The sequence below is a fragment of the Micromonospora sonchi genome, from assembly GCF_014646235.1.
Classification (GTDB): domain Bacteria; phylum Actinomycetota; class Actinomycetes; order Mycobacteriales; family Micromonosporaceae; genus Micromonospora; species Micromonospora sonchi.
This window is the reverse complement of sequence record NZ_BMNB01000019.1, coordinates 20,808-43,544: the sequence shown is the minus strand read 5'-3', so window position 1 is coordinate 43,544 and position 22,737 is coordinate 20,808. Positions and strand designations below refer to the sequence as shown.

Genomic DNA, 22,737 nt, shown 5'->3' with positions numbered 1-22,737 from the left:
TCACACCGTGGGCGACTGTTCGCTGATCTCGCTGAGGACCGAGGTCGGGTCGAGCTGCATCGCCAGGTCGCCGAGGGACACGATGCCGACCAGCTTGCGCTCGTTGTCGCAGACGAGGACCCGTCGGATGCCACGCTCGCGCATCAGCGAGGCGGCCTCCCCGGCCGTGCAGAACTGCTCGATCATCACAACCTCCCGGGTGGTGATCGAGCCGATGGTGATGCTTGCCGCGTCGGCGTTCTCGGCGACCGCGCGGACCACGATGTCGCGGTCGGTGAGCACGCCGGCCAGGTTGGCGCCGTCGGTGACCACGACGTCGCCGATGTCGGCCTCCTTCATCACCCGGGCAGCCTCGTCCAGGGTGGTCTCCGCGGGCAGATAGATCACCTGCCTGGTCATCACGTCAGCGACCCGGTAGTCGGTCATGAGAGCCTCCAGACACAGTTAGCCGATCGGGATGCCGTACCCCGTCACCTGACGGCTACACCCTGCGTACCTCGCCCGAGAGGCGTTCCGCCAGCTTTTCCACGGGAAGGTCGGCCCGCTCGCCGGTCGCCCGGTCACGCAGCTCGACGTATCCCTCGGCGAGGCGGCGTCCGACCACGACGGTGCGCGGGATGCCGATCAGTTCGGCGTCGGTGAACTTGACCCCGGCGGAGACTCCGGCCCGGTCGTCGACCAGCACCCGCAGGCCACCGGCGGCCAGCCGCTCACCGAGGTCGAGCGCCGCCGCCAGCTGCGGGCCCTTGCCGGCCGCCACCAGGTGTACGTCGCAGGGCGCGACCGCCGCCGGCCAGACCAGTCCCCGCTCGTCGTGGTGCTGTTCGGCGATGGCCGCCACGGCGCGGGACACCCCGATGCCGTAGCAGCCCATCGTGGGCCGGACCGGCTTGCCCTGCGGGCCGAGGACGTCAACGGCGAAGGCGTCGGTGTAGCGGCGGCCGAGCTGGAAAATGTGCCCGATCTCGATGCCCCGCCGCATGGTCAGCCGGCCCGTGGCGCACCCCGGGCAGGGGTCGTCGGGGCGCACCTCGGCGGCCTCCACCGTGCCGTCGGGGGTGAAGTCCCGGCCGCACACCACGTTGGTGGCGTGTCGGCCCGGCTCGTTCGCGCCGGTCAGCCAGGCCGTCCCCGGCACGACGCGCGGGTCGACAACGTACCGGATGCCGAGCTTGTCGAACACCTGCGGGCCGAGGTAGCCACGTACCAGCTCGGGATGCTCGGCCCAGCCGTCGAAGACGCCCGCGGTGGCCGGGGCAAGGGCGGCGGCCAGCCGCCTCAGGTCCACCTCACGGTCGCCGGGCACCCCGACGACCAGCAACTCGGCCGCCTCGGCGCCCGGCCGCCGCACGGTCAGCACGACGTTCTTCAGCGTGTCGGCGGCGGTCCAGTCGGCCCGGCCGGCGAGCCGGCGCTCGTTGGCCAAACCGACGAGGCTGGCGATGGTCGGGGTCTCCGGGGTGTCGTGCACCTCGGTCGCCGGTTGCGCCTGCGGATCGCCGGCCGGTGGTGCGGGCGTGGTGACGGCCTCCGTGTTCGCCGCGTAGTCGCAGTCGGTGCAGCCGACGTAGGTGTCCTCGCCGACCGGCGTGCCCGCCAGGAACTCCTCCGACGCGGAACCGCCCATCGCGCCCGACGTCGCGTGCACCACCGTGTAGTCCAGGCCCAACCGGTCGAAGATCTTCTCGTACGCCTCGCGGTGCCGGCCGTACGCCGCCCGCAGGCCCGCCTCGTCCAGGTCGAAGGAGTACGCGTCCTTCATCAGGAACTCACGCCCACGCAACAGGCCGGCGCGGGGTCGGGCCTCGTCGCGGAACTTGGTCTGAATCTGGAACAGCGTCACCGGGAAGTCCCGGTACGAGGTGAGCAGGTCCTTGACCAGCAGCGTGGCCAACTCCTCGTGGGTGGGGGCGAGCAGGTGCTCGGCGCCGCGCCGGTCGGCCAGGGTGAAGATGTCGTCGCCGTACTCCGTCCACCGCCCGCTGGTGCGGTACGGCTCCGCCGGCAGCAGCGCCGGGAAATGCACCTCCTGGTCGCCGATCGCGAGCAGTTCGGCCCGGACGATCTCGGTGATCCGGTCCAGCACCAGCTTGCCCAGCGGCAGCCAGGTGTAGCCGCCCGGTGCGGCCCGGCGGATGTAGCCGGCGCGCAGCAGCAGCCGGTGGCTCGGCACTTCCGCGTCGGCCGGATCCTCGCGCAGGGTCCGAATCAGCGTGGTCGACATCCGCAGCAGCATTGCCGCAGCGTACGGCCGGAGGCGGCCGGCGGCGATCCCATTTGCCCGGTGCGTGGCCGGTAACGGTGCCGACCGGGAGTGGCCGGCCGCACCGGGTTTCGGCTCAGCTGCTGTCGGGGTCGCTCAGGCCGGCGCGGTGGGCGATGACCGCCAGCGCGGTCCGGTCCCGCGCATCCAGCTTGGCCAGGAGCCGACTGACGTAGGTGCGCGCGGTCGCCGGGCTGATGAACAACGCGCAGCCGATCTCGTCGTTCGTCTCGCCCAGCCCCACCCGGGACAGTACGGCGCGCTCCCGGTCGGTGAGCACGGACAGCCGGGGGTCGGGCGGGGGCTGCCTCGGCGCGGCGGCGAGCTGCTCCATGACCCGGCGGGTGACGGTGGGGGAGAGCAGGTTCCCGCCGGCCGCGGCGGTGTGCACCGCTCGCCGCAGGTCGTCCGAGGGCGTGTCCTTCAACAGGTAGCCGGCGGCGCCGAGGCCGACCGCCTCAATGATGTCCTCGTCGTCGTCGAAGGTGGTGAGGATCAGCACCCGGGTTGCCGCCAGGGTGTCGTCGGCGCGGATCGCCGCGGTAGCGGCCAGGCCGTCCATGACGGGCATCCGGATGTCCATCAGCACGACGTCCGGCCGGCACTGGCGGGCCAGGCGGAGCCCGGAACGCCCGTCGGCGGCCTCCCCGACCACGCTGATCTGCGGGTCGGCCTCCAGCAGCGTGCGGATGCCGGTCCGGACGAGATCCTGGTCGTCGACCACCAGCACGCTGGTCACGCCGACCCCGCCAGCGGCAGTGCGGCCCGTACGACGAAACCGCCGTTGCGGTGCTCGGCGATGAGCGTGCCGCCCAGGCTCTCGGCCCGTTCCCGCATGCCGGCGATGCCGTGCCCGGGGCGGTCGGCCGCCGGATCCCCGGCGGTGTCCGCCCGGCCGGCGTCGAGCTGGCCGGCGGCCCGGTCGGGGTCGGCCGGTGTCGTGGTGGCGTCGCCGTCGTCGGCCGACCGATCGGCGCCGGTGTCGGTGACGGACAGGGTCAACTGCCGCTCGTCCTGGCGTACCCGGATCTCGACCCGGCTGCCCGCCGAGTGGCGCACCACGTTGGTGACCGCCTCCTGGACGATCCGGAACGCGGCGGCCTCCACCGGCGCCGGCAGTGGTGGGTCGAGGCGTACCCGCACGTCGACATCGAACCCGGCGGCGTCGGCGGCCCGGGTGACCGCGTCGAGGTTGGCCATCGAGACGACCGTCCGGGGCCGGTCACCGGGTGACCGCAGGAGCGTGACCGTCCGGCGCAGGTCGTCCATGCTGCGGCCGGCTGCGGACCGGATCAGGTCCAGCGCCGACCGGGCGGCGGCGTCGTCGCGGCCCAGCGTCTCCCGGGCGACATCGGCGTGCAGCGCGATCACCGAGGTCGTGTGGCCGAGCGAGTCGTGCAGGTCCCTGGCGATGGCCATCCGCTCGTCCTGGACGCGGGCGTCCGCCTCCTGCCGGTAACGCGCCTCGGTCAGCTCGGCGATCCGCCGCGCGTCCGCCTGCACGGCCCGGCGGGACCGCACACTGTCCCCGAGCGCGATCGCCGCCCCCATCAGCAGGACGTGCCCGGCCAGCTCGTAGCCGACGACGAAGGAGAAATCCTGTCCCTCGGCGAGCCGGAAGAACACCGAGACCACGACCACCACCACGGCGGCGCCGACCGACGCGGCGAGCCGGCCGTGTTCGGCGGCGGAGAAGAGGGCGGCGGCGACCGGCACCGCCAGGCCGACCGCCGGGTACCCGGCGGCGTAGTAGGCGAACAGGCCCAGCACGCTGACGGCGAGCACCACCACCGGGTAGCGGCGACGGGCCAGCATCAGCGCGCCGAGGCCGATCGCCCACAGGTACGCCACCTGGTCGGGTCCGTGTCGGCCGCCCTCGTTGGCGGTGATGACGATCGAGACGGTGGCGGCCACACCGGCACCGAGGAGCACGTCAGTGACCCAGGGACGAATCCCGCGTACTGTCCGCTCGCTCGACTGACCGGCCACGGGCTCAGCGTACGGCGAGGCCGGACCCGCCGGAGTCGTCGGAAGGCGACAGCCACGTCGCTCACCGACGTACCGCGATCGGGTCCGCAGGCGGATGGCGCGGCGACCGGCCTTTCCTAGCGTTGCCGTCATGACTGCTGCGAACGCACCCACGTCCCGCCGGCCGGCCCTCGGCCTGCCGCTGCTCGCCCTGTTCGGGCTGGCGCTGCTCGGCCTGCCCCGGGTGGTGCTGCACGACCTGGGTCTGGTGCACGGACGCACCTTCGTCAACCTGCTGCTGGTGGTTCTACCGCCGGTCGTGTGGGTCTTGGTGGTGCTGGCGAAGCGGGTGCCCAACCCGTTCCTCACCCTGCTCGTCGTCGGCCTGCTCTACGGCGTCCTGCTGACGTTGACCCACCAGCTGCTCTGGGGGTTCGCCTTCGACGAGCCACCGACGCTCGGCGGCAACCTCAGCGACCTCGCTCCCGGCGCGCAGACGATCATCATCCGGGTCTTCGCCGCGATCAGCAGCCTCTTCACCGGCGTCATCGTCGGCGTGGTGGCGGGAGTGGTCGCCTGGGGCCTCTCCCGCGTCCGCACCTGAGCGCCGGAAGGGCCCCGGGTGGATCCCTGACTCAGCAGGGCTACGTGAGGATGGGGGGATGATGCGGGCACCTGGTGGTTTGTTGTTGGATTTTGGGGGCGTACTGGGCGACGCGCCGGCTGGTGGGGCGGCAGCGCCGGAACTGGTGCGGCGGCTGGGCGAGGTGGTCGGTGGCGAGGTTCCCGAGGAACGGATCGCGGCCGACCTGGTCGAGGGGGCGCGGGCGTACTCGCTGTGGCGGGACGAGATGAGCGCCTCGGCCGAGCCGGTCGAGCTGCCGCACAACCGGGTGTGGGCCGAATTCGTCACCCACGGCTGGCCGGAGCAGGCGCGGACCGCCGTCGAGCGCGAGGCCACCTCGCTGGCGTACGCCTGGACCTGGCGCGACGAGTGGCAGGTGCGGCCGGGTATCCCCGAGGCGCTACGGGCCGTTGCCGAGGCGGGAGTGCCGATGACGGTGGTCAGCAACAGCCTTTGCGGCGCCGCCCACCGGGACTTCCTCGCCGGCGCCGGGCTGTCCGGGCTCTTCGTTGCCGAGTTCTACAGCGACGAGACGGGGCTGCGTAAGCCCAACCCGAGGTTCGCGGAGTTGGCCGCCGAGGCGATCGGCGTACCGATCGGCCAGTGCTGGTTCGTCGGCGACAGTCTGCACCGCGACATCGCCTGCGCCCGGCGGGCCGGCACCGGCGCGGCCGTGCTCATGCGCTCGCCGCGCACCGACCGCGAACCGGAGCACCCCGACGTGACACCGGACGCCCGGGTCGAGGACGGGCACGGACTGCTCACCCTGCTGCAGCGGAGCTGGGCCGCGAACCGGACGGGCTGACCCGTGCTGACGCTCGCGCCCCGGCTGACCTGCCGGCGATCAGTGCCGCTCGCGTGCTGACCTGGGCTGGTCGGGTCAGTGGCGCTTGGCGCGGTCGATGAAGCTGCGCCAGGCGGGCTGGGTGAAGGTGAGCGTCCCACCTGCTTGCCGAAATCATCCTGAGTCATGCCGGCGGCCAGTCGCAGCCGGCGCAGCTGTGTTCGGATCAACTCGGCGGTCGGCTCGTGTTCCACAGTGCCTCCACAGTGTGTGAGCTGCTCGGATCGGCTTCCCGGGCGGGCGCTGCCGGCACCACGGGCGAGGTCTACGCCTTCCGAACCTAGTCGCAGAGTGAGCATGCTGTCACGCAGCGGTCCTGCTCTCATCCACCGGGGACGGGGTGGGACCTGCGTCGGGGCCGCCCCGCTCTTCCCCCGTGCCGGGGCGGCCCCTCCCGTTGCTGGAGTCCTGCTGGCAGCTGAGGGCGGCGGAGCTGCGGCAGGTCGCGGTCGACTCGGTAAATCGAGTCAGCGGGAGCTGCGGTCAGCGCGGGTCGGAACGCGCCACGCGGAAGCCCACGTCATCGACGGCGAACGTGGGGTGGCTGCGGCGACGTACCGAGGCGCGGCAGCTCCAGTGCTCGTCGAACCAGCCGCCGCCACGTAGCACCCGGTAGGTGCCGTAGACCTCCGCGTCGTAGACGTCCCAGCACCAGTTCCACACGTTGCCCAGCATGTCGTGCAGGCCCCAGGCGTTGGGTTGCCTACCGCCCACGTCGTGCGGGCGTTCGCCGGAATTGTCGCGGTACCAGGCGATCTCGTCCAGCGGTCCGTAGCGGGGGCCGGTCGTGCCGGCGCGGCACGCGTACTCCCACTCCGCCTCGGTCGGCAGCCGGTACCCGTCGGCCGTGCGGTCCCACTGGACGTCCTCGTCGTCGAGCCGGTACGCGGGCTCTCGTCCTTCCCGTTCGGACAAGGCGTTGCAGAACCGGACCGCGTCCCACCAGGAGACGCTCTCGACCGGCAGCTTCGCTCCGGTGAACGCGCTCGGCCGCTCGCCGGTGACCCGCGCGTATTCCGCCTGGGTGACGGGAAGCGTGGCGATCTCGTACGGCGTCAGCTCGACCGGCCACCGGCGCTGCGTACGCCGATCCGACAGTACGACCTGACCGGCGGCCACGGAGACCATCGTGATTGCTGTTCGGCTGCCCATCCGGGCGATCCTACCCAGCGGATGACCTTTGCCACGTTCCGCTCTGCGGGGCAGCCCGGCGAGCGTGCCCGGTGCCACACTTTCCGGTGTTAAAAGGGGGCCCTTCCTCTACCGCAGGCGTTAACAAGGGGCCCTTCCTTACTCCGAAGGAGTAGCGGTGCGCTGGGGTAGTTTCGTCGCGGTCGGGGACAGCTTCACCGAAGGGTTGGACGACGCGTATCCGGACGGCAGCTTCCGGGGCTGGGCGGATCTGGTCGCCACCCGACTGGCCGCCGAGGCGGGCCCGGAATTCCGGTACGCCAATCTGGCCGTCCGGGGTCGTACCTTCCCGAACGTGGTGGCCGAGCAGGTGCCGGCCGCGCTGGCGATGAAGCCTGATCTGATCAGCTTCGCGGCGGGTGGCAACGACGTGCTGCGTCGTAGCTTCGATCCGAACACGCTGGTCAGCCGCTTCGATGAGGTGGTCGCCGAGTTGCGCGGTGGCGGTGCCGACGTGGTGTTGTTCCGGTTCGCCGACGTGATGGCGCGGCTGCCCGGGCAGCGGCTGATCGCGCCTCGGGTCGCCTTGCTCAACCGGGCGGTGGGCGAGACCGCGGAACGGCACGGCGCGATCCTGGTCGACCTGTACGCCGACGACACGTACCTCAACCCGATGCTGTGGAGCACCGATCGGCTGCACCTCTCATCGGCCGGGCACCGCCGGGTCGCCGGCCAGGTGCTCACCGCCCTCGGCGTCGGCTGCGACGAGGAGTGGCTGCTGGTCCCGCCGCACCCGGAGCCGACCCCGTGGCTGGCCGCCCGCACCGCGGACCTGCGTTGGGCCGGCCAGCACCTGGCCCCCTGGATCAAGCGCCGCCTCACCGGCCGCTCCTCCGGCGACACCGTCCTCCCCAAACGCCCCACCCTGACCTCCTTGCCCCCACACCAACCCCGTTGACCATGAAGTTGTTGTCACCCCGTCCGGCGTGTCCGGGCAACAACTTCATGATCAACGCGTCCTGGCGTACGGCGGTGCGGACTCGCTGGTAGAAGTCGGCGAAGTCAAGGGGTGGCGAGGTGGCTCCGATGGACCGTCGACCCGTGACGGTACGGTCCTCGCCGCTATGCGTGCGGCAGTCGGTTCCGGCGTCGGGCGAGGAGCAGCATGATGCCGCCACCCGCCAGCATGGCGAGACCAGCGCCAGTGATCAGCCCGGCCGGCGGCCCGGTGACCGGCAGACCGCCCCCGCCGCCGTCGTCGTCACTGCGGGGTGCGGCGACCACGATGGCGAATCCGTCCTGGTTGTCGCTGGCGTCCACGTCGGCGGCCGGTACGGCGACGGCGTTTGCCGGCAGCTCGGTGCGCTTCAGGACGGACTGGGCATCGACTTGCTCGGTCAATCCCTCGACCTGTACAACTCCGCCCTGCAAGGTGATGGGCGCCTTGGTGGTGGCCGGCACCGTCACCAGGTTGTGCAGCTCGACGGCGGAGTGGATGCCGTCCTTCGGGTTGGTGTCCTGATCGACCGGTACGAGCGCGAGCGTGTCGTAGGTGCAGACCGCCGAGCGTCCGACGTTGTCGATGACGCATTCCTTCGGTGGCTGGGTGAAGCTGACGCCGTCGGGCAGGCGTAGCGTGACCTTGACTCCGCTGACCGCCTTGCGGCCCTGGTTGACGATCCGGTACCGCACCGCGCCGGTCTCACCCGGGTTCAACGGACCGGTCGCCTCGAGCCTGCCGTCCGCGCCGATGCGCACCGACTGCTTCACGTCCGGCGCCATTACCGACAGGTCGGCTTCGGGGTCGTCGACCACGTTGAGCGTGAGCCACTTCCTTTCCTCGATCCACTTCCCGGGCTCATCGTCGTCCCAGGCCGTGTCCACCTGGACTTCGAACCTGCCCTCGTACGGTTCGTGCTTCTCACGAACGTGAATATCAAGGGGAATTTTCACTGTCCCGCCCGGCGTCGGCAGCAACTCGGGGAACATGCCCGAAGAGATGTGGCAGTAGAAACGATCGGGCTCACCGTCGCACTCGCCGATGCCACCTTCCTCCGGCCACTCGACTGTGGCCTTCTCCCAGGCCAACTCGGTGGGCCAGACGTGGAACTGCAGCGCGACCGGGGTTTCGTCGGTCAGATTGGTGATTGCAAGGTAAATCCTCTTCTTCTTGACCCCCAACGACACCGTCGTACCAGTAAGATCAAATTTGAACTTCGGATCCGTATCCACCGCGGCGGCGGGACTGGCGGGAATAGCCATCCCGGCAAGGAGGAGCAGCGCGGTGGCGACTGTTCGCGACAGCCAGCGACGACCAACAGCCACAGCAGAACCTTTCAGGTGAACGGGCAGTGTGGTTGAAGACACTATTGGCAATGCGTTCGCAGCGTTGTCCCGCTCATCCGGAGGGCACCACCCGGGCAGCTCTCGACTGGGTACCTTGGCATCATGTCTGTGCCGAGTGATCCCGATCCCCGACTTCAGTCCTACGCCGATCCGCAGCGGCTGGTCACCACCGACTGGCTGGCCGAGCATCTGAACGACGAGGGCCTGGTCGTCGTCGAGTCAGATGAGGACGTGTTGCTCTATGACACCGGCCACATCCCCGGCGCCATCAAGGTCGACTGGCATCTCGAGCTGAACGACCAGGTGACCCGCGACTATCTGGACCCCGAACGGTTCGCCGAGATGTGTGCCGCCAAGGGCATCGGTCGCGACGACACCGTCGTCTTCTACGGCGACAACTTCAACTGGTGGGCCGCGTACGCCCTCTGGGTCTTCACCCTTTTCGGTCATCCCGACGTGCGGCTGCTCGACGGCGGCCGGCAGAAGTGGATCGCCGAGGGGCGGGAGCTGACCCGGGACAAGCCGAACCGGCCGCGGGCGGAGTACCCGGTGCCGCAGCGTGACGACTCGCCGGTGCGGGCGTTCCGCGAGGAGGTGGCGGCGCACATCGACGCCGGCCGGCCACTGGTGGACGTGCGTTCGCCGGGTGAGTACACCGGCGAGATGCTGCACATGCCGGACTACCCGCAGGAGGGCGCGCTGCGCGGCGGGCACATCCCGGGCGCGGTGAGCAAGCCGTGGAAGTCCGCCGCCAACGATGACGGCACGTTCAAGTCAGCCGAGGAACTGCGCGCCATCTACGCGGACCAGCTCGGGCTGAGCCCGGACGACGACGTGATCGCGTACTGCCGGATCGGCGAACGCTCCAGCCACACCTGGTTCGTGCTGCGCCACCTGCTCGGCTACCCGAAGGTGCGCAACTACGACGGCTCCTGGACCGAGTGGGGCAACCTGGTCCGGGCCCCCGTCGTCAAGGGTCCCGACCCGAGGTGACCGACGAAGTCGGCGGGCTGTTCGAGCCCGCCGACTTCATCGTCGATCCGGGCCGGGAGCGGCGCGGAGGTAGCGCTGGATGGTGGGGGAGAGCCAGGTGATCAGGTCGGCGGGGGAGATGTCGACCATGGGCGGTAGGCGCAGGACGTAGCGGGTCAGGGCCACGCCGAGCAGTTGGCTGGCGACCAGGGCGGCCCGGCGGGGGGCTTCCGCCGGGTCGGCGACCATGCGGGCCACGGCGGCGCTGAGCTGGGTGGCGAAGATTTCGCGTACGCGTTCGGCCGCGCTCGGGTTGGTGCTCGCCGTACGCAGCAGTGCCGGCAGCGTGCTGTCCTCCTCCCACCGGGTGAAGAAGTAGCTGACCAGTGCCGCGCCGAGACGGTCGGGTGGCACGTCGCTCAGGTCCGGCAGCCGCAGGTCGAACTCCGCCGCCGTGGCGAACAGCTCCTCCTTGCTCCCGTAGTAGCGGATCACCATGGACGGGTCGATCCGCGCGTCGGCGGCGATGGCGCGGATCGTCGCCCGGTCGTAGCCGTCCGCCGCGAACCTCTCGCGAGCGGCCCGCAGGATCGCCGCGCGGGTCACGTCCGAGCGACGCGGGCGATGGACCCCGGCCGCCGACTCCGCGTCCGACCCGCCCGCTTCCGGGAGTACGCCTTCCGTCATGCGGCGACGATATGCCAACGCTTGTTGACTTCTGCTCCCGGGGGCGCCTAGCGTTGCCAACAAGCGTTGGCAAACACTTGTTGGCAACTGCTCCACGGGAGGTCGTAATGCTGCCCGAGCGAACGGACGTGCTGATCATCGGAGCCGGTCCGACCGGGCTGACCGCCGCACTCACCCTGGCCCGTCGGGGAGTCGAGGTCACCCTGGTCGACCAGCGCGAAGAGCCGGCGGTCACCTCGCGGGCGGCGGTAGTGCACGCGTACACCCTGGAGGTGCTGGACCGGCTCGGTGCGGGCGCGCCGCTGGTGGCCCGAGGGCTGCGGTCGACGCGCTTCAGCGTCCGGGACCGGGACCGGCTGCTGCTCACCGTGCCGTTCGACCAGCTACCCAGCCGCCATCCGTATGCGCTGATGGTCTCCCAGTCGGTGACCGAGGCGGTGCTGACCGAGCGGCTGGCCGACGCGGGCGTCCGGGTGCTGCGCCCGTACCGACTCACCGGCCTGCAGCACGACGGCGGTGGCGCGGTGGCCCGGTTGGACGGTGCGACCGTGCGCGCCCGCTGGGTGGTCGGCACCGACGGCATCCACAGCACGGTGCGTGAGTTGGCCGGCATCCCCTTCACCGGCCCGGCGGACTCGGCGGAGTCCTTCGTGCTGGCCGACGTACGCGTCGACAGCGCTCTCCCCCGCGACGGCGCGTCCATCTTCCTCGCCCGCGGTGGCCCGTTGGTCTGGGCGCCGCTGCCCGACGGCCGGGTACGACTGGTCGCCACCGTCGCCGAGGCGCCGCCCGAGCCGGACGCTGGTCACCTGCAACGGCTGCTCGACGAGCGCGGTCCGGTACGTCGGCCCGACCGGGTGCGCGAGGTGCTCTGGTCGTCGCGCTTCCGGCTGCACCGGCGGATCGCCGAGGCCTTCCGCATCGGGCCGGTGCTGCTGGCCGGTGACTCCGGTCACGTGCACAGCCCGGCCGGCGGGCAGGGGATGAACCTCGGCATCTGTGACGCGGTCGACCTCGGTGAGACCCTCGCCGACGTGCTGGCCGGCGGTCCCGACCAGTTGCTGGACGAGTACGCTGCCCGCCGGCGCCCGCTCGCCCACGAGGTGGCCGGCTTCGCCGACCGGCTCACCCGGCTGGCCACCGCACCGCCCTCCCTCCGCCCGGCCCGGGACGTGCTGCTGCGCCTGGTCGGGGTGCTGCCGCCGGCCCGACGCCGGATCGCCCTGCGCCTGTCCGGCCTGGAACAGCGGACCACCGACGATGCCGCCCGGGGTCCTGCGCCCGACGGCGTCGTGCCGGGTGGTCCTGCGCCCGGCGGCGTTCCCGGTAGGCGGACTGACTGGTAACCGAGACTGCCCACCGTCAGCACCCTGGGTCTACGCTTGCCCGGTGACGGTGGAGCAGCAGGCCCGGGTAACGAACGGCGGGGCCACGGGGGCTAGGCGGCGCCGGTCCCGCAAGGACGAGATCCTGGAGATCGCGGTGGGGCTCTTCGCCTCCCGTGGCTATCACGGCGTGTCGATGGACGACATCGGTGCGGCTGCCGGCGTGACCGGCCCGGCGCTCTACCACCACTTTGCCGGCAAGGAGGCGATGCTGGTCGCCGCGCTGGTGCCGGTGAGTGAAGGGCTGCTCGACGGTGGGCGACAGCGGGCCGCCGCCCACCCGGGCGACCCGCGTCCCGCCCTGGAGTCCTTGATCGACTTTCATGTCGACTTCGCGCTGGCCAATCCCGCCGTCATCGCACTTCACCTGCACGAGCTGGACCGGATGCCGGAGGAGCCCCGACGGCGCATTCGCCGCCTTCAGCGGCTCTACGTCGAGGAATGGGTCGCCGTGCTGACCGCGCTGCATACCGGGCTGCCCGACGGCGAGGCGCGCGTGTTGGCGCACGCCGCATTCGGCCTGATGAACTCCACTCCCTTCCTCGGTGGTGAGGTCGACCGCCGGCGCCGCGCCGAGCTGCTGCGCAGCGCCACCCTAGCCGCGCTCCTGGCCCCCACCGACCCGGCCTGACCCCTCGTCGTGTTAATAGGGGGCCCCTCCTCTACCGCAGGCGTTAATAGGGGGCCCTTCCTTACACCGGAGGGGGCGTGGTTTCCTAGCTCGCGTCCCACAAGATGGAACGCTCGGAGGAGCCATGATCGAATCGCTGCTGGTCGCCAACCGGGGCGAGATCGCCCGGCGGATCATTCGGACCGCGAAGCGGCTCGGGGTACGCGCGATCGCGGTGCACTCGGAGGCCGACGCCGACCTGCCGTTCGTGGTCGAGGCCGACGAGGCCGTCTGCGTCGGCCCGGCCAACCCGGCGCAGAGCTACCGCAACACCGAGGCGATCCTCGCCGCCGCCAGGTCGACCGGCGCGCAGGCGATCCACCCCGGCTACGGCTTCCTGTCGGAGAACGCCGACTTCGCCCGTACCGTTGAGGCCAGCGGTCTGATCTGGGTCGGACCGGGAGCGGACGCGATCAGCGCGATGGGCGACAAGATCAATGCGCGGAACCTGATGGCGGCGGCCGGGGTGCCGGTGGCGCCCGGCACCACCGAACCGGCGGCGGATCTGGCGGCGGCGGCCGCTGCGGCCAACGAGATCGGCTACCCGGTGATGGTGAAGGCCGCCGCGGGTGGGGGCGGCATGGGCATGGGCGTGGCCGCCGACGAGGCCGCGTTGCGCACCGAGTACGACAAGGTGCGGTCGTTCGCCGAGCGGATGTTCGGTGACGGCTCGGTGCTGATCGAGCGGTACTTCCCCAGGGTGCGCCACGTCGAGGTGCAAATCCTCGGGCTGGCCGACGGCCGGGTGGTGGCGCTCGGCGAGCGGGAGTGCTCGGTGCAGCGCCGCAACCAGAAGCTGGTGGAGGAGTCGCCTTCCCCGGCGGTGTCGCCGGAGCTCCGCTCGCGCCTGCTCGCGGCGGCGGTACGCGCGGGCGAGGCGGTGCACTACCGCAACGCCGGCACGGTGGAGTGCCTGTTGGTCCCGCGCCAGCGGGACTTCAAGGGTGACGGTTCCGGCGTCGACGAATTTTTCTTCCTGGAGATGAACACCCGGCTCCAGGTGGAGCACCCGGTGACCGAGCTGGTTTATGGCCTGGACCTGGTCGAGCAGCAGTTGCGGGTGGCTGCCGGCCTGGCGCCGACTTTCGACCCGGATGCGCTGACCCCGCGCGGACACGCCATCGAGCTGCGGATCAACGCGGAGGACCCGAAGCGGTTCCTGCCCGGCCCGGGTGCGATCAGGACCTGGGTGGAGCCCACCGGCGAGGGGGTGCGCGTCGACTCCGGTTACGTTGCGGGAAACACGGTCACGCCGTTCTACGACAGCCTGATGGCCAAGCTCATCGTGCACGGTGCCAGCCGGACTGAGGCGATCGAGCGGGCGAGGGCGACCGTAGCCGCCTTCGAGATCACTGGCCCAAAGCAGAACCTGCCCTTCTTCGCCGAACTGCTGGAGAACGGGGAGTTCACCTCCGGCGACTACGACACCGCGATCGTTTCCCGGATGCGCTGACCGGCACCGGGGCCGCCAGCGTCCGGCGCAATCCGGCAGTGGTGCGTCCGCGTCCGCGTCGATGTCGGCTGGACCGGGCGGCCCCGATTCACCTCGGTAGCCGCGCCTCGCGTCCCCACGTGTGCTCCCGCGTACCGGCTAGTTCGATGGCCGGGGCGTGCTGAGATCGGAACATGGTCATGTCGACCCGTAAGCGCTGCCGATGCTCCGGATCGTTGCCGCCGACGTCACCGTGCTCGGTGGAGAAGGGCCCCTGGTTGCGGGACGCACCGCGCGGCAAGATCGTGGCCAGCTCGTTGTGCGGGGGCGACGTCGATTCAGGCTCGCCGGTGGGCATCGTGGTGCCGGTGCCGCGCAACTGGCCCTGCAGCCGGTGGATCTCAGCTTTGCTAGTGGCCAACCTGCGCCGGAGATCGGCGTTCTCGCGCTCCAGGTCGGTCGGATCCCGCCGCTGGTCCGGCTGGGTGTGGGCGCTGCTCTCGCCCACTTCGCGGGCCTGTGCGCTGGCGTGTTCGTGGGGCGGCGGTTCGCCGCGTGCCGCATTGTGCAACCGGCCGAACTCGGCCAGTAGGGCGGGGCGGCCCGGCGACGGGACAATGCACTTCACGATGCGGTCCACGGTCTGCCACGGCGGGCCCTTGCACTCGGCGGTGAAGTGCCGGGACAGCTTTTTACGCCAGATCCTCTTTTCGCGTTTCCCGCCCTGGCAGAGCCGCTCCGCGAGCCTGCTCCAGGTGTCGACTGGGCCAATGTGGCGTTCCACGAGGTCACGTACCGCCAGCGCGTACTCGGCGACGGCTGGGTCCTTGTAGCGGCGCAGGTACGCGGCGGCGAGCTGATCGGACGGGGTGAGCCGGTGTCTTGGCGTTCTCCCTTGGGCAGGCAGCGGCTCGGCGTTGTCGGTGGTCATGTCGGTCCTTCCAAGAGCTACATGACACGGACCTCGTATTTTGCCCTCTCCGGTCAACCCCGACCATCAACTTCCGCGGCGGTCGCCCGGTTTCTGGCCGGGTCATTGGCCGGGCTGGAGGGCCCGAGTCGAGACGAAAGCCCTTGTCCGGCCGGGATTCCTAGCAACGGCCCGGATCAGTCCACTTTGGCCGGGTAGCGGCTTCGGTACCCGGCCAGTACGGGCGTACGCGCCCGGTGGTCAGTCGTTGTTCCAGGTGCGTGATCAGCGAGGTCATCGTGTGCTGACGACGGTCAACGGGGCGCGGTCAGCCCCGTGCGCCAGCCGCGCCGCACGCCCTGGAGGCTGTGAAAGGAGAACATGAAGCGACGTATGGAGGACGACTGGCCGGCGGTCGGCCTGCTCAGGAAGGGGGCCTGCTGGATGGATGTCTTGCTCCTGCTGGCCCTGGTCGTGGGTCGGGAGGACGCCGCTACCTGCGCCGGCGCCCTCTCGACCACACTCCGGTGCGCTGCGGAGCTCTTGGAAGGACCGACGCAGCGTTAGATTCCCCGGAGGCGGTTTCGGAGCTGACCGTCAGGTCGGCTTCGAAACCGTGCCGAACTCAAACTAGTCAGCCGCGCGATGCTCGCTCCATGAGGAAAATCCCGAATCGACCATACGGCTGCTGATGTCCCCCGGTAGGGGGATTGCAGCCCGGCTGGAAGGGCCACCTCCAGACGAGCTAGACGCACACCCGGTCCGTCCCTCGGACTGGATCCTGAGCTAGCGACTTCAGCTACCCGGCCGTGCGACGCGTTACCGTACGGATCAACTGGTCGAAATGACGTCACACCGAGGTGACCCATGACTGAACTGCCGGCGTTCGTGTCGATCCGGGAGGTCGGACCGCGTGACGGATTGCAGAACGAGGAGCCGATTCCCACCGAAGCCAAGGTGCGGCTGCTCGACGCGCTCTCCCGCACCGGCGTACGACGGATCGAGGCGGTGTCGTTCGTGCACCCGAAGGCGATCCCGCAGATGGCCGACGCCGACGAGGTGTGGCAGCGGGCGACGAAGGTCGACGGCATCCGCTACTCGGCGCTGGTGCCGAACACCCGTGGGGCCCAGCGTGCGCTCGCCGCCGGGTTCACCGAGATCGAGGTGGTCGTTTCGGCCAGCGACACGCACAACCGGCGCAACGTCAACCGCTCCACCGGCGAATCGCTGGACGACATCGCCGAACTGATCGACCTGCTGCACGGCGCCGGCGCGCAGGCCGAGGTGATCATCGCGACCAGCTTCGGCTGCCCCTATGAGGGGGACACCGATCCGGCCCGGGTCGCGGCCATCGTGGACCGCGTGGTCCGGGACGGCGCCGATCGCGTCGCGTTCGGCGACACCACCGGCATGGGTACGCCCCGAAGGGTCCGTGACCTGCTGACAGCGGTACGCGACCGCAACGCGCACATCCCGGTGCTGCTGCACTTCCACAACACCCGGGGCACCGCGCTGGCCAACCTGCTGACCGCGCTGGAGTTGGGCGTGACCGAGTTCGACGCCAGCGTCGGTGGCCTCGGCGGCTGCCCGTACGCGCCGGGAGCCAGCGGCAACCTGGCGACCGAGGAGGCCGTGCACATGCTGCACGACATGGGCATCGACACCGGCATCGACCTGGACGCCCTGCTCGAGGTCGCCGCGTTGGCCGAGGAGCTCACCGCCCGCCCCCTCCCCTCCGGAGTCCTCCGCGCCGGCCCCCGCACCCGCCTCACCCCCCTCCCCTGACCCCGCGCCCCTCTCTCCCCCTGCCCCCAACCCCCGCGCCGGGGCTCGCAACCCCCGCGTCGATCATGCAGTTTGTGTCGGCCATACGCGGCTTTTGCCCCGATAAGCGGCGACGAAAACTGCAAGATCGCGAGGGTGTGGGACGTGGTGAGGCGTGGCTGGGGTGGGGTAACCTAACGATCGTTCAGGCTGGCGATTCGGGCCGGAGTGGCGGAGTGCCGGTGGCGGGATGGCGGCGAGGGGGCGGCGTGAAGCTCGACGGTGAGGCGCTGGAGCAACTGCGTGAGCGGGTTCGGGCGGGCGGCGCGGAGAAGTACCACGCGGCGAACGAGGCCAAGGGGAAGCTGTTCGCCCGGGAGCGGGTTGCGCTGCTGGTCGACGAGGGGTCGTTCGTCGAGGACGGGGTCTACGCGAACGTGCTCGCCGAAGGGCTGCCCGCCGACGGGGTGGTCACCGGCACCGCCACCATCGACGGCCGTCCGGTCTGCCTGATGGCCAACGACTCGACCGTCAAGGCCGGCAGTTGGGGCGCGCGTACCGTCGAGAAGATCATCCGGATCATCGAGCGGGCGTACGACACCGGTGTGCCGATGGTCTACCTGGTCGACTCGGCCGGCGCCCGGATCACCGACCAGGTGGAGCTCTTCCCCGGGCGGCGCGGCGCCGGGAAGATCTTCTGGAACCAGGTGCGCGCCTCGGGCTCGATCCCGCAGGTCTGCGCGTTGTTCGGGCCGAGCGCGGCCGGTGGCGCGTACATCCCGGCGTTCTGCGACGTGGTGGCGATGGTCGACGGCAACGCCAGCATGTACCTCGGCTCCGACCGCATGGTCGAGATGGTCACCGGCGAGAAGACCACCCTGGAGGCGATGGGCGGGGCGAAGGTGCACTGCGCCGAGTCGGGCGTCGGGCACTTCCTCTGCAAGTCCGAGGCCGAGGCGCTCGACGTGGTGAAGCGCTACCTGTCGTACCTGCCGGCGAACTGGACCCAGCGCCCGCCGACGGCCGACGCTGTCGACGCGCCCGCCAGGACGGACCTGGCGGCGTTGGTGCCGGCGAGCGAGCGCCAGGCGTTCGACATGCGGCGGTACGTCAAGGGCCTGCTCGACGAGGGTTCCTTCTTCGAGATCCAGGCGCTCTGGGCCAAGGAGTTGACCATCGGCTTCGGCCGACTGAACGGCGAGGTCGTCGGCGTGGTCGGCAACAACTCGATGTTCAAGGGCGGGGTGCTCTTCGTCGACTCGGCCGACAAGGCGACCCGGTTCGTGCAGCTCTGCGACGCGTTCAACGTGCCGCTGCTGTTCCTGTCCGACGTGCCCGGGTTCATGGTCGGCAGCGCGGTGGAGAAGCAGGGCATCATCCGGCACGGCGCCAAGATGATCACCGCGATCTCCGAGGCGACCGTACCCAAGATCTGCGTGGTGGTCCGCAAGGCGTACGGCGCCGGCCTCTACGCCATGGCCGGTCCGGGATTCGAGCCGGACGCCACGATCGCCCTGCCCACCGCGAAGATCGCGGTGATGGGCGCGGAGGCGGCGGTCAACGCGGTGTACGCCAACAAGATCGCCGCGATCGGGGACGAGGCCGAACGGGCCGCCTTCGTCACCGCGAAGCGCGAAGAGTACGAGCGGGACATCGACATCGTCCGGCTGGCCAGCGAACTGGTGATCGACGCGATCGTCGAGCCGCACGAGCTGCGTGCCGAGCTGGTCCGCCGGTTCGCCGCCGCCGGTGGCAAGGAACGCCACTTCTCCCGCCGTCGGCACGGGGTCACCCCCGTCTGAGCGGGCCGACCCAGCACGACCCGCCCTGGCGTCACGAGCGCCCAGCGGCCCGTCCACCCAGGAGGAACCCGATGGACTTCCGGCTCAACGAGGAGCACGAGGCGCTGCGCGCCAGCGTGCGGGACTTCGCCCGCGAGGTGGTCGCGCCGGTCATCGCCGAGCACTACGAGCAGCACACCTTCCCGTACGAGATCATCCGGCAGATGGGCAAGATGGGCCTGTTCGGCCTGCCCTTCGGCGAGGAGCACGGCGGCATGGGCGGCGACTACTTCGCCCTCTGCCTGGCCCTGGAGGAGCTGGCCCGGGTCGACTCCAGCGTGGCGATCACCCTGGAGGCGGCGGTCTCGCTCGGCGCGATGCCGATCTACCGCTTCGGCACCGACGAGCAGAAGGCCCGGTGGCTGCCGAAGCTGCTCAGTGGTGAGGCGCTGGCCGGCTTCGGGCTGACCGAGCCGGGCTTCGGGTCGGACGCCGGCGGCACCGAGACCCGGGCCGTGCTGGACGAGTCGACCAACGAATGGGTGATCAACGGCGCCAAGGCGTTCATCACGAACTCGGGCACCGACATCACCGCACTGGTCACGGTCGCCGCCGTCACCGGCATCCGGTCGGACGGATCGAAGGAGCTGTCCACGATCATCGTGCCGAGCGGTACGCCCGGCTTCACCGTCGCGCCCGGCTATTCCAAGGTCGGCTGGACCGCCTCGGACACCCACGAGCTGGCTTTCGACGACTGCCGGGTGCCGGCGGAGAACCTGCTCGGCGAGCGCGGCCGGGGCTTCGCCCAGTTTCTGCGCATCCTCGACGAGGGCCGGATCGCCATCGCCGCGCTGGCCGTCGGCCTCGCTCAGGGCTGCGTCGACGAGTCCGTCAAGTACGCGAAACAACGCCACGCCTTCGGCCAGCCGATCGGCAACTACCAGGCGATCCAGTTCAAGATCGCCGACATGGAGATGAAGGCGCACACCGCCCGGCTGGCGTACTACGACGCCGCGGCCCGGCTGCTGGCCGGCGCGCCGTTCAAGCGCCAGGCGGCGATCGCCAAGCTGCACGCCAGCACGATCGCCGTGGACAATGCCCGCGAGGCGACCCAGATCCACGGCGGATACGGCTTCATGAACGAGTACCCGGTGGCCCGGTTCTGGCGGGACTCCAAGATCCTGGAGATCGGCGAGGGCACCTCCGAGGTGCAGCGCATGATCATCGCTCGGGATCTGGGCATGTAGGCATCGGGCCGCAGGGCCCGGTCGGGGCGGTCGTGTCGGGTTTCGGCATCCTCCGGTCGGGTGGCCGACGATGGCGTGTCGGCTGTCCGGACGGGCCCGTAGTGTCCCTGCCCATGGCTTCGGGTCATGATCGTCAATCCGGTTCGGAACCGTCGACCACCCTGCCCGGGCTGTTGCGGGGGCATCGCCTGGCCGCCGGCCTCACCCAGGCCGAGCTGGCGGCGCGTGCCGGCATCGGCGTACGGACGGTCCGCGACCTGGAACGGGGGCGATCGGCGCGGCCCCAGCGCACCACCGTCGAACTGCTCGCCGCTGCGCTCGGAATGAGCGATGCGGACCGGGCCGCCTTCCTGGCCGCCGCCCGGGGAATCGGCGCGACGGCAGCATCGCCTGATCCGGGCACGCCACTGCACATCCCGCCGCCGCCCGAGCTGATCGGCCGGGAGCGGGACCTGACCGAACTAACCACGACGCTGGCCGATCCGCGCGGCCCCCGGCTGGTGAGCCTGGTGGGGCTGGCTGGCGTCGGCAAGACGGCACTCGCGTTGGCCGCGGTCCACGCCGTCGCCGCCGCCTACCCCGGCGGCACCGCCGGTGTGCTGGTGGGGGCCGGATCGGACGCCCCCGACGTGCTCGCCGCCGCGGTGACGGTCTTCGGTGCGGCCCGGGTGGCCGAGTTGGCTGCCCGCCTCGGTGACCGACGGGCGTTGTTGCTGGTGGACGCGGCCGAACGGGCACCCGACCCGGTGGCCGGGACGTTGCGACGGCTGCTCGACACGGTGCCGTCACTGCGGGTACTGGTCACCGGCCGGCACCCGGTGGGGCTGCCGGGGGAGCGGGTCCGCCCGGTGTCACCGCTGGACGTGCCGCCGCCCGGCGTCACCGATCCCGCGGCGCTCGCCGGAAATCCGGCGGTGGCGCTGTTCACCGCGCGGCTCGCCCAGGTCCGGCCGGAGCCACCGTCGGATGCCGAGCTGCCGGCGCTTGCCGCGCTGGTCCGGCGGCTGGGTGGACTGCCGTTGGCCATCGAGCTGATGGCGGCGCGTGGCCGGCTGCTCGACCTCACCGAACTGCTCGACCGCTACGGGGACCGCGTCCTGGATCTGGACACCTCGGTCGCGCCACGCAGCGGCTGGGCGGCGGACCAGTCGTGGGGCGACGACGCGCGGGCGGCGGTGGCGGAGACGCTGCGGGACGCGGTGGCAACCAGCTACCGGCTGCTCGCGGAGGAGGAACGGATGGCGCTGCGCCGGCTCGCCGCCTTCCGCAACCGTTGGTCGGTCGAGTTGGCCGAGGAGATGCTCGCCGGCACCGACCGCACCCCCGACCCGGTACCGCTGCTGAACCGGTTCCTCGACCTGGGGCTGCTGAGCGTACGCGGCGGTGGGCCGTACCGTTTCCGGCTGGTCGACGCGGTCCGCGACTACGCCGTCGAGCAGGCTGCCGGTGCCGGCGAGTCGACCGCGATCCGCCGCCGGCACGCCCGGGTGGTGACCCGGCTGGTGGAACGCACCGCACCCGGGCTGGCCGGTGCCGCCACCGCCGCCGCCCATCGCCTCGACGAGGTCACCGCCGACATCAGCGCGGCGCTCGGGTTCGCGGCGGTGGACGATCCGCTGACCGCGTTGCGGCTGGCGGCCGGCCTGCCATGGTGGTGGCGACTGCGCGGGCGGGACGTGCCGGGCCGGCAGTGGCTGCTGCGGCTGCTCGCCGATCCGCGTACCGCCGACGCCGATCCGGCGCTGCGGGCCTGGGCGTCGCTCGGCGTCGCGCTGCTCGCCGACGAACACGGCGCGGCCGGCGAGGAGGTACGCAGCGCTCGCGTGGCACTGGAGGCGTTCCGCCGCCTCGGCGACGTTCCCGGTGAGTTGGAGGCGCGCATGGTGCTGGGTGCTCTGCTGGCCGCTACCGGCCGGCCGGATCAGGCGCGGGAGCAGGCGGAGGCGGTGCTGATGGTGGCCACCGAGGGCGGGTTGGTCGGTCAGATGGCAGTCGCCCACCATCACCTCGCGTGGCACGAGATCCACGTCGGCGAACTCGCTGCCGCGCGTCGTCGGCTCGCCACCGTGGACCGGCTCAGCGGGCAGTGCGGGGAGCGGCGCCTGCGGGTGCTGGCCCGCGGCACGGTCGCGGAGGTGTTCCGTCTGGAAGGCCGGTACGCCGAGGCGACCGACGAGGCGCGGCGGATCCTGACTGCCCTCGCCGACCTCGGGGCGCCCCGGCAGCGGCGGCGGGTGCTCGGCACGCTGGGGCTGGCGCTCGCCCAGGACGGCCGGGCCGCCGAGGCTGCCCAGGTGCTCGTCGAACTGCGTCCGCTGGGTGCCACCGGCGCACTGGTCGAGGGACACCTCGCCCTGCACCGGGGCGATCGGGAGGTGGCGGCGGAGTGGTTCGCCGCCGCGGCGGAGACGGTCGGGGCGGACCGGCGTCGGACGGTGGTGGAGGCGCTGGTCGGCCTGGCGGTGAGCACCTCGGATCCGACCGTGCTCGACCGGCTGGACCGGGTTTGCCGGGAGACGGGCATCCGGTTGTTGCGGTCGGAGGAGGAGTTGCTGTACGCGTTGTCCGCGGCTCGGAGCACGGCACCTGTGGACGCTACCGCCGAGCGCGGCCGGCCGGGCCGACGGCCCGGCCGGCCAGCGATGCGAACGGGGGTGGCGCGGGCGAGGAAGCCCCCTGTTGTCACCCCTCGCTCATCGCCCGCGCCGGCAC

General features: G+C 71.2%; 18 protein-coding genes and 1 pseudogene. 11 read left to right on the top strand and 8 right to left on the bottom strand.

Annotated features, from left to right (window positions below; all coding sequences use genetic code 11):
• The 4 genes from IEY61_RS20015 to IEY61_RS20000 all read right to left on the bottom strand — a co-directional run bounded on the left by IEY61_RS20015 (nt 1) and on the right by IEY61_RS20000 (nt 4,252).
• Complete coding sequence (locus IEY61_RS20015) at nt 1-426, bottom strand: CBS domain-containing protein (RefSeq protein WP_189046586.1); 426 nt, start codon at nt 424-426, stop codon at nt 1-3.
• A gap of 55 nt (nt 427-481) precedes the next feature.
• Nucleotides 482-2,236 carry a proline--tRNA ligase gene (locus IEY61_RS20010; RefSeq protein ID WP_189046585.1) on the bottom strand — a complete coding sequence of 585 codons (1,755 nt, stop codon included), beginning with the start codon at nt 2,234-2,236 and terminating at the stop codon, nt 482-484.
• 103 nt (nt 2,237-2,339) lie between these two features.
• Nucleotides 2,340-3,002 carry a response regulator gene (locus IEY61_RS20005; RefSeq protein ID WP_189046584.1) on the bottom strand — a complete coding sequence of 221 codons (663 nt, stop codon included), beginning with the start codon at nt 3,000-3,002 and terminating at the stop codon, nt 2,340-2,342.
• Nucleotides 2,999-4,252 (bottom strand): sensor histidine kinase, encoded by a 1,254-nt coding sequence (locus IEY61_RS20000; RefSeq protein ID WP_189046583.1) that lies wholly within the window; start codon nt 4,250-4,252, stop codon nt 2,999-3,001. Before IEY61_RS20000 ends, IEY61_RS20005 begins: the two co-directional genes overlap by 4 nt.
• Nucleotides 4,253-4,382: 130 nt before the next feature.
• On the opposite strand from IEY61_RS20000, the gene IEY61_RS19995 reads away from it, so the two are divergent.
• Together IEY61_RS19995 and IEY61_RS19990 are read left to right on the top strand one after the other, a co-directional pair.
• The gene (locus IEY61_RS19995) at nt 4,383-4,835 is read left to right on the top strand and encodes a hypothetical protein (protein ID WP_189046582.1); all 453 of its coding nucleotides are present in this window, start codon (nt 4,383-4,385) and stop codon (nt 4,833-4,835) included.
• Nucleotides 4,836-4,893: 58 nt separating this feature from the next.
• Nucleotides 4,894-5,661 carry an HAD family hydrolase gene (locus IEY61_RS19990; protein ID WP_189046581.1) on the top strand — a complete coding sequence of 256 codons (768 nt, stop codon included), beginning with the start codon at nt 4,894-4,896 and terminating at the stop codon, nt 5,659-5,661.
• Between the two features lie 522 nt (nt 5,662-6,183).
• Here the strand turns inward: IEY61_RS19990 and IEY61_RS19980 are convergent.
• Nucleotides 6,184-6,852, bottom strand: a complete 669-nt coding sequence (locus tag IEY61_RS19980) for a formylglycine-generating enzyme family protein (RefSeq protein WP_229706125.1) — start codon at nt 6,850-6,852, stop codon at nt 6,184-6,186.
• Between the two features lie 157 nt (nt 6,853-7,009).
• On the opposite strand from IEY61_RS19980, the gene IEY61_RS19975 reads away from it, so the two are divergent.
• Complete coding sequence (locus IEY61_RS19975; protein WP_189046580.1) at nt 7,010-7,789, top strand: SGNH/GDSL hydrolase family protein; 780 nt, start codon at nt 7,010-7,012, stop codon at nt 7,787-7,789.
• A 164-nt stretch (nt 7,790-7,953) separates the two neighbouring features.
• Here the strand turns inward: IEY61_RS19975 and IEY61_RS19970 are convergent, their stop codons facing one another.
• Nucleotides 7,954-9,198, bottom strand: a complete 1,245-nt coding sequence (locus IEY61_RS19970; protein ID WP_189046578.1) for a COG1361 family protein — start codon at nt 9,196-9,198, stop codon at nt 7,954-7,956.
• 81 nt (nt 9,199-9,279) lie between these two features.
• On the opposite strand from IEY61_RS19970, the gene IEY61_RS19965 reads away from it, so the two are divergent.
• Nucleotides 9,280-10,170 (top strand): sulfurtransferase, encoded by an 891-nt coding sequence (locus tag IEY61_RS19965; RefSeq protein WP_189046576.1) that lies wholly within the window; start codon nt 9,280-9,282, stop codon nt 10,168-10,170.
• Nucleotides 10,171-10,206: 36 nt separating this feature from the next.
• Here IEY61_RS19965 and IEY61_RS19960 read toward each other — a convergent pair whose 3' ends face one another.
• On the bottom strand, nt 10,207-10,836 hold the full coding sequence (locus IEY61_RS19960; RefSeq protein ID WP_189046574.1) for a TetR/AcrR family transcriptional regulator: 630 nt from the start codon (nt 10,834-10,836) through the stop codon (nt 10,207-10,209).
• Between the two features lie 107 nt (nt 10,837-10,943).
• Between IEY61_RS19960 and IEY61_RS19955 the strand changes: the two genes are divergently transcribed.
• The 3 genes from IEY61_RS19955 (at nt 10,944) to IEY61_RS19945 (ending at nt 14,344) form a co-directional block, all read left to right on the top strand.
• Complete coding sequence (locus tag IEY61_RS19955; RefSeq protein WP_189046572.1) at nt 10,944-12,182, top strand: FAD-dependent oxidoreductase; 1,239 nt, start codon at nt 10,944-10,946, stop codon at nt 12,180-12,182.
• Between the two features lie 43 nt (nt 12,183-12,225).
• The gene (locus IEY61_RS19950) at nt 12,226-12,852 is read left to right on the top strand and encodes a TetR/AcrR family transcriptional regulator (RefSeq protein ID WP_189046570.1); all 627 of its coding nucleotides are present in this window, start codon (nt 12,226-12,228) and stop codon (nt 12,850-12,852) included.
• Nucleotides 12,853-12,976: 124 nt separating this feature from the next.
• Nucleotides 12,977-14,344 carry an acetyl-CoA carboxylase biotin carboxylase subunit gene (locus IEY61_RS19945; RefSeq protein WP_189046568.1) on the top strand — a complete coding sequence of 456 codons (1,368 nt, stop codon included), beginning with the start codon at nt 12,977-12,979 and terminating at the stop codon, nt 14,342-14,344.
• Between the two features lie 88 nt (nt 14,345-14,432).
• Here the strand turns inward: IEY61_RS19945 and IEY61_RS19940 are convergent, their stop codons facing one another.
• Nucleotides 14,433-15,254: a hypothetical protein gene (locus tag IEY61_RS19940; protein WP_189046566.1), complete on the bottom strand. Its 822-nt coding sequence runs from the start codon at nt 15,252-15,254 to the stop codon at nt 14,433-14,435.
• Between the two features lie 855 nt (nt 15,255-16,109).
• Between IEY61_RS19940 and IEY61_RS19935 the strand changes: the two genes are divergently transcribed.
• The 4 genes and pseudogenes from IEY61_RS19935 to IEY61_RS19920 form a co-directional block, all read left to right on the top strand.
• Nucleotides 16,110-17,018, top strand: a complete 909-nt coding sequence (locus IEY61_RS19935) for a hydroxymethylglutaryl-CoA lyase (RefSeq protein ID WP_189046665.1) — start codon at nt 16,110-16,112, stop codon at nt 17,016-17,018.
• A 248-nt stretch (nt 17,019-17,266) separates the two neighbouring features.
• Nucleotides 17,267-18,799, top strand: a complete 1,533-nt coding sequence (locus tag IEY61_RS19930; RefSeq protein WP_189046564.1) for an acyl-CoA carboxylase subunit beta — start codon at nt 17,267-17,269, stop codon at nt 18,797-18,799.
• Nucleotides 18,800-18,870: 71 nt separating this feature from the next.
• Complete coding sequence (locus IEY61_RS19925; RefSeq protein WP_189046562.1) at nt 18,871-20,025, top strand: acyl-CoA dehydrogenase family protein; 1,155 nt, start codon at nt 18,871-18,873, stop codon at nt 20,023-20,025.
• A gap of 113 nt (nt 20,026-20,138) precedes the next feature.
• Nucleotides 20,139-22,592, top strand: a pseudogene (locus IEY61_RS19920) (ATP-binding protein); the annotation flags it as partial.
• Between the last annotated feature and the right edge of the window lie 145 nt (nt 22,593-22,737).